This is a genomic window from Micromonospora sp. CB01531 (assembly GCF_001905095.1).
In the GTDB taxonomy this organism is placed as follows: Bacteria; Actinomycetota; Actinomycetes; order Mycobacteriales; family Micromonosporaceae; genus Micromonospora.
This window is the reverse complement of the sequence record NZ_LWLS01000084.1, coordinates 73,095-79,594: the sequence shown is the minus strand read 5'-3', so window position 1 is coordinate 79,594 and position 6,500 is coordinate 73,095. Positions and strand designations below refer to the sequence as shown.

Genomic DNA, 6,500 nt, shown 5'->3' with positions numbered 1-6,500 from the left:
CAACCCACCTGAAACCCTTATTTACCAGGCTCTTAGCGTTCGCTTGGTTTCCGAGATTTTGACCGGTTGCGCCGAGTCAGCTGTCACAGCTGGCGGGATCAAATCGATCGGCATCTTGACGGGTGCGGCGGCATGTGACGTAGTGGATCGAGCGGCTCGAATCGATCTCGGCCGGCCGGCCGGTTGATCCGTCCGCCGCGGTCCACGTCGGCCCGCTACGGTCTGTGACGTCTAGGAGGCTTGTCCATGTCTATGTCTCGCCGCCAGTTCCTGTCCCGCTCGGCCGGAGCCGGTCTTGCTGTGGCCGTGGTCGGTTCGGTCGACGCCCTGTTCACGGCGGCCCCCGCCCTGGGGGTGTCCGGCCCGGAGGTCGGATACGGTCCCCTCGTGCCTGACCCGGCCGGCATGCTTGACCTGCCGATGGGCTTCCGCTACAGGGTGCTGTCGCGCGAAGGCACCGTCCGGCCGGACGGTGGCATCGTGCCGAGCCGGTTCGACGGTATGGGTGCCTTCGCCGACGAGGCGCGCGGCGCTCGCCTGGTCCGCAACCATGAGTGCTCCCCGACCGCGAAGATCACGGTCGTGGCTCCGCCGGAACGTACGTACGACCCGGCCGCCGGGGGCGGGACCAGCACGCTCGCCGTCGACGCGTCGAACCGCGCCGTCTCTGAGCACGTGAGCCTGGGCGGCACGGCCATCAACTGTTCCGGCGGCCGGACGCCGTGGCATACCTGGCTAACCTGTGAGGAGACCGAAGACAAGGCAGGGATCCGTGGGTACACAAAGGACCACGGGTTCATCTTCGAGGTTGACCCGTACGACGATGCTCGCAACACCGATCCGACACCGCTGACCGCGATGGGACGGTTTCAGCACGAGGCGGTCGCGGTCGACCCGCACGCCGGCATCGTCTACGAGACCGAGGACGCCTTCGTGGCGCCGCTGGGCAGCTTCTACCGCTTCCTGCCGAACCGACCACTCGGCGGCCACGGGAGCCTGCGGGCAGGCGGCGTGCTGCAGGCTCTGCACGTCCCGGACCTGCCGGACCTGTCGGTGGTGACAACGGCGGGCACCTCCTTCTCCGGCATCGAGTGGCTCGACGTGCCGGACCCACTGGCGACGACGGAGTCGGTCCGTGCCCAGGACTACCGCAAGCCGATCACCGGTGGGTACAAGATCGAGGGCGCCTGGTGGGGGGAGAAGGACGACTGCGCCTACTTCGTCTCGTCGTTCGCCCGGCGCGAGCTGGGTTCGGCCCGCGACCACGACGGCCAGGTCTGGCGGTACGACCCGCGAGCCAACACGTTGCGCCTGGAGACCATCTTCACCCGCCCCACGCCGGCGCCGGAGAACCCGGAGTTCGACGCCCCGGACAACATCTGCATGTCGCCGTACGGGGGCCTGATGATGTGCGAGGACGGGATCGGGGACCAGCACATCCTTGGTACGACCACCGACGGCGAGGTGTTCGTCTTTGCTCGCAACCGGGTCAACGTCGGCACCAGCGGGGACCCGGAGTACGGCGAGCTGGCCGGTGCGACGTTCTCCGCCGACGGCCGCACCATGTTCTTCAACGTCTACAACCCGGGCATCACGTACGCCGTCACCGGCCCCTGGAACCGCCGCCAGGGCTGACCCCGCAGCCGTTCGGCGGTGCTCCCCGGTCCACATTTGATCGGGGAGCAGCGCCACGCCTGAGCCTCGGGGCGTGTGGGTGCCAGAAAGTGTCCGCGCGGATCGTTCTCAACCTCGAGGCCGAAGGGGTTAACGCGCCACCACGGCCGCAGTCGCAATCAGCAGCTCTGACTCTGCACTCGGGGCACGGCGGCCTGCCTGCCATCACTGGGCTGACCAGCTCCTGCGATTGCTACTTCGACCTGAAAACCCCGGTTGAGGGCGTCGGCTTGAGCGATCACCGGTGGCGCCCTGGAGCAACATGGTCGCGCCGGTTGCCTGGTCGGGCGCCGCGCTTCGGGCGCCCGACCAGGCCCTCCCTCGGTTACAGGTATGGGCGGGTGATCAGCTCGATCGCGTGACCGGCGGGATCCTTGATGTACACCCCGCGACCGCCGTGCTCGTTGTTGATCTCACCGGGGCGTCGCATTTGCGGATCGGCCCAGTGCGCGATGCCGCGATCACACAGCCGCCGATACGCCCGGTCGAACAGATCGTCGTCGATCAGAAACGCGTAATGCTGCATCTGGATCTCCATCGGCGGCTCGGTGAACTGAAGCAGCACCCCTTCGTTGAGCTGGATGTTGGTGAACGGACCCCAGGACGGTGCATCCGGAAGTTCCAACAGCGCCCGGAAGAACCGAGCCGACCCGTTGCGATCCTTGGCGGCGATGATGGTGTGGTTGAACCTGACTGTCATTCGGCTGACCTCGCTGTTGCTCGACACGAAGAACGGGCTCGCGGTGCGCGAGCGCTGGGAGGTCCGCGTGCCGAACTGGGCTGCCTCTTTCGCACCCACCGTGCGATCAGCCCTCCACCGGGTGGCCAATCCGTGTGTGGCGTAGCGCCGGTCCGGTGTTCACGTCGGACGAGGCTACTTGATCTCGCTGGCTGCGACAACAGCGCAGCGACCGGCTGTCGGGGGGCTCGTCACGCCGCTGCGGCCAGGTATGCGGTCCACTGCCGGATCGGTGACTCGGGCGCGAAACGAGTCTTCGGCTCCCTCGGCTGTTCCGCCAGCGGATGTAGGCGGCGAGGGCGGCGTTCTGCTCGTCGTGGCTGCGGTGGTCGGTGCCGTTGAGGGCGAAGTAGCGCAGGGCCGCGAACTCGGACTCGATCCAGTTCAGCCAGGAGCCATAGGTCGGTAGGAAGACCATTTCGATGTCGTTGTCGGCGGCCCAGCTGCGGACCTCGGCGCGCTTGTCCGGGGAGAAGTACGTGCCAGCCCGTCCGCCGCGTCTGGCGCACCGACGCGACTACCGGTCGATCTTCACGAAGGGGCCGGCGCCTCTTCACAAAGATGTCTGTCAATGGGCATCATCCTTCGAGAAGGTCGATGCCCCACGACGGTCACCGGAGGCCCGCATGCGAGTACGACACCTGCCCAGCCGCACCCCACCCTTGCGGCGGTGGGCCGCCGCCTCAGCCGCGGCTGTCACCGCAACCGGCGCCCTGGTCGCCGTGAGCGCAGCGCCGGCGGTGGCCACGCCGCCGGGCATTCCGTCCAAGGCGACCGCGCAGTCGCAGCTCAACGCCCTCACCGTCAAGACCGAAGGGTCGATGAGCGGATACTCTCGCGACTTGTTCCCGCACTGGATCACGATCAGCGGGACCTGCAACACCCGGGAGACCGTCCTCAAGCGCGACGGCACCTCCGTCGTCACCGACAGCAGCTGCGCCGCCGTGTCGGGCCGCTGGTACAGCCCCTACGACGGCGCGACCTGGACCGCCGCCTCCGACGTCGACATCGACCACGTCGTGCCCCTCGCCGAGGCGTGGCGCTCCGGTGCCAGCAGCTGGACCACCAGCCGGCGGCAGAGCTTCGCCAACGACCTCACCCGCCCACAGTTGGTCGCGGTCACGGACAACGTCAACCAGGCCAAGGGCGACCAGGACCCCGCCACCTGGCAACCGCCGCTGTCGTCGTACCGATGCACCTACAGCAAGATGTGGATCACAGTGAAATACAGCTGGGGGCTGAGCCTGCAGTCGTCGGAGAAGTCCGCCCTGCAAAACATGCTGAACACCTGTACCTCCTGACATGCCCGCACATCGGTTGGGGACTCAGCCACGCATCGCCATGCTTGGCTCCGCGGGCGTCGCGCAACGAACCCGCGTATCCCACCTGCGCTGCTGACTCGACGCGCCGATCGGCTCGATGAAGGGGTGGCAGGCTGGATTGGCGGATGCCACCCCTTCACCCGCAGGCCATCAGCCTTCCTAAAGGGATGAGAGATGCCTGCGCACTCACCAGTGAGCCACCTCCACTTGCTCCTCGGGCGCGACTTTCGCCAGAGCAGGTGGGGAAGCAGTAGCTGTCTGAGTTCCTCGGCAGCGGTGACAATGTCACGGTGTGTCTGGATCTTGAGATCGATCGCTCGCATGACCTCGGCTATGTAGCAGCTGGCGTCGCTCATTCTGGCAAGGAAGACCAGGCGAGCCCCAGTAGGCGCAGGTGATCAGTATGCTCTGCCGCCGGCCTGCGGCGGTCTACGGCAGACGCGCGAGGTACGCGAGCAGCGCTTCGCGGCTGTCCGGCAGCCCGTACTCGTCAACGAGCATAGCGACGTTGCCGAAGTCCTGCCCGTCGATCAGCCAGGGATTGGGTGACCGGCTCAGCACCTCGACGAGCCGTCGTTGTCGCGGCGCCAATGCCGCGGCGGGCGTCGCCGCCGGCAGCGGCCGATCCGGGAACGCGAGGCGCAACGCCTCTCTCAGCACTGTCAACGACTGGTTCGCGTCGGCTCCGCCCGATCCGTCCGTCCGCCCGGCGTCGCGGACAATGACCCGCACCGACTGATCGTCGTAACGCAGCCCGACGTGCGCCCTGGTCGGTGCCGCGTGCTTGAGGGCGTTGGTGAGCGCCTCCTGTACGACCCGGTAGACGGTCAGCTCCACGCCGGGCGGCAGCGGGCGGGCCGTGCCCTCCACCGTGAGCTCGACTGGCAGACCGATCTCGGCCATGTGGTCGACCAGCTCGGCCAGGTCCGCCGTGCCCGGCTGCGGCTTGAGCGCGAGTTGGGCCCGCTCTCCGCGCAGCAGGCCGAGCATCCGCCCCAGCTCGCCGACCGCCTGCCGTCCGCTGTCCTGGACCGAGCGCAGCGGCGCTCGCGCCTGCTGCGGGTCGCGGTCGAGCAGGTCCTCGGCGGCGCCCGCCTAGACCACCATGACGCTGACGCAGTGGGCCACGATGTCGTGCAGCTCGCGCGCGATGCGCGCGCGCTCCTCGGCCAGCGCGGCCTGGATCGCCTCCCCGCGCTCGGCCTCCAGTTGCTGGGCGCGCGCGATCGTCGGAGTGGCTGCGGGCGCGGACCCGCAGCACCCGGCCGGCGACGAAGCATGCAACCAGCGGCACCGCTACGAACGGGATGTTGCCGATCTTGGCGGACTCCGGGTTACGCAGGAACAGGACCACCACCCCGGCGACGAGCGCCGCCGCGCCGATGAGGGCCTGCGCCCGTTCGCTGCGCCGGCCCAGTGAGAACGCGGCGACCAGGATCGGCAGGAAATCACCCCACAGCGTCACCGTCAGCGGCGTGGCCAACATCGGGCCGGCGATCGCGACCGCGACGATCACGGCCGTGGCGAGCGGTGCCACCCGGCGCAGCGCCAGCGCCGACGTCGCCACCAGCGTGGAGGCGACCACGGCCGGCATCGGGCCGTATCGGGTCGAGTTGTCCAGGTTGTAGACGAGGTTGACCTGAGCGAAGGTGGTGATCGCAAGTGCGAGCAGCGCGTCGGGGAAGAGCCACACGGGCCGGCGCCGCAGCCACGCACGCACCACCGACTCCGCCCGCGCCTGCGGTTTGACCTGCCGGGATCACGCCCGCAAGTTACCGGTGGACGCACCCGCATGGCGTCATCCGCAGGTCGCATTTCGGCAGCCAGGTTCGCGACTGGGGTATGCCGCGGTGCCGACCGCGGCACGACGACGCTGCGGCTCCTCCGGCCGACGCTGAGGGCGCCGCCGATGGACGGCATCACCTACAGCGCTCGGCACTGCAACCCATGGAGGAGACCATGACCCTTAACGTTAGGCGCCTTGCCGGATGGGCGCTCATCGCCGGCACGATCGTCGCGGCGGTGGGCTACCTCGCCGCCAACCTGCTCGCGCCCGGCAGTGGCGACGAGGTATTCCGCTACCGGTTCTGACCGCTGTTCGAGGGGATCGCGCTGGTCGGGGATGTCATCATCGCGCTGGGGTTGCCGGTGATCCTGACCTTCGCGGGGCGTGCGCCCAAGCTGCACATCGTCGGCTACACCGGCGTATTCGCCGCGCTGGTGATGCTCAACATCGGCGAGGGCACGACCGAGGCCTTCGTCAAGCCGTACCTGGCCGCCCACGGCGGGATCCCCGCACAGGAACCGTCGGGCTTCGCCGCCTTCGAGGGTGTCGCACTCCTGGCCCTCGTCGTCGGCTCGATCTGCCTCGGCATCGCCATCCTCAGGGCCCGGACGTTGCCGTGGTGGATCGGGGCCGCCCTGATCGCATCGTGCCTCATCGGCGCCCTCGGGCTGCCCGGGGCCTGGTTCCTCCTGCCCGACGGCGTCTTCTTCGCGGCATTGTTCGCGGTCGGCACCATCGCCTTGCGGGGGCGGCCGGAACCCGCCGACGCGACGGTCAAACACGCGGCCACCGCCGCGGCATGATCTTCGCGCCCCGGCGCGCCACCATCCCGCCCGAAAACCCCAGTGCGGCCCGCCACCAGGAGCGGGCCGCACGCCGGAGGAGGACCGAACGCCCCGTGCCTTTTGACCACCGCGACATTGCCAGGCTCCAGGTACGCGTTCGGCCGTGTGGACGCTGATCGATCGGCGCCGGGGAT

General features: G+C 68.7%; 9 protein-coding genes and 1 pseudogene. 5 read left to right on the top strand and 5 right to left on the bottom strand.

Features of this window, described 5'->3' with window-relative positions; genetic code table 11:
* Nucleotides 1–187 (top strand): hypothetical protein (locus tag A6A27_RS45565; RefSeq protein WP_206745062.1); only part of this gene is annotated, 187 nt, incomplete at its 5' end.
* Between the two features lie 59 nt (nucleotides 188–246).
* Complete coding sequence (locus A6A27_RS25600) at nucleotides 247–1,635, top strand: alkaline phosphatase PhoX (protein WP_073837197.1); 1,389 nt, start codon at nucleotides 247–249, stop codon at nucleotides 1,633–1,635.
* Between the two features lie 364 nt (nucleotides 1,636–1,999).
* Here A6A27_RS25600 and A6A27_RS25595 read toward each other — a convergent pair whose 3' ends face one another.
* Together A6A27_RS25595 and A6A27_RS46215 are read right to left on the bottom strand one after the other, a co-directional pair.
* A complete protein-coding gene (locus tag A6A27_RS25595; protein WP_241825455.1) occupies nucleotides 2,000–2,473 on the bottom strand; it encodes a VOC family protein in 474 nt (157 codons plus the stop codon).
* Nucleotides 2,474–2,480: 7 nt separating this feature from the next.
* The gene (locus A6A27_RS46215) at nucleotides 2,481–2,831 is read right to left on the bottom strand and encodes a hypothetical protein (protein ID WP_241825454.1); all 351 of its coding nucleotides are present in this window, start codon (nucleotides 2,829–2,831) and stop codon (nucleotides 2,481–2,483) included.
* 208 nt (nucleotides 2,832–3,039) lie between these two features.
* Here A6A27_RS46215 and A6A27_RS25585 point away from each other — a divergent pair, with 208 nt between their 5' ends.
* Nucleotides 3,040–3,714, top strand: coding sequence for an HNH endonuclease family protein (locus tag A6A27_RS25585; protein ID WP_073837196.1), 675 nt, complete (start codon nucleotides 3,040–3,042; stop codon nucleotides 3,712–3,714).
* A 450-nt stretch (nucleotides 3,715–4,164) separates the two neighbouring features.
* Here A6A27_RS25585 and A6A27_RS25580 read toward each other — a convergent pair whose 3' ends face one another.
* The 3 genes and pseudogenes from A6A27_RS25580 to A6A27_RS47595 form a co-directional block, all read right to left on the bottom strand.
* Nucleotides 4,165–4,725 (bottom strand): sensor histidine kinase, encoded by a 561-nt coding sequence (locus tag A6A27_RS25580; RefSeq protein ID WP_073837195.1) that lies wholly within the window; start codon nucleotides 4,723–4,725, stop codon nucleotides 4,165–4,167.
* Between the two features lie 105 nt (nucleotides 4,726–4,830).
* The gene (locus A6A27_RS47600) at nucleotides 4,831–5,019 is read right to left on the bottom strand and encodes a histidine kinase (protein ID WP_073837194.1); all 189 of its coding nucleotides are present in this window, start codon (nucleotides 5,017–5,019) and stop codon (nucleotides 4,831–4,833) included.
* 22 nt (nucleotides 5,020–5,041) lie between these two features.
* Nucleotides 5,042–5,428 (bottom strand): annotated as a pseudogene (locus A6A27_RS47595) (DUF7134 domain-containing protein); the annotation flags it as partial.
* 266 nt (nucleotides 5,429–5,694) lie between these two features.
* Here A6A27_RS47595 and A6A27_RS46880 point away from each other — a divergent pair.
* Nucleotides 5,695–5,826, top strand: coding sequence for a hypothetical protein (locus tag A6A27_RS46880; RefSeq protein ID WP_274534581.1), 132 nt, complete (start codon nucleotides 5,695–5,697; stop codon nucleotides 5,824–5,826).
* 57 nt (nucleotides 5,827–5,883) lie between these two features.
* A complete protein-coding gene (locus A6A27_RS25565; RefSeq protein WP_073837192.1) occupies nucleotides 5,884–6,324 on the top strand; it encodes a hypothetical protein in 441 nt (146 codons plus the stop codon).
* Nucleotides 6,325–6,500: the final 176 nt, after the last annotated feature.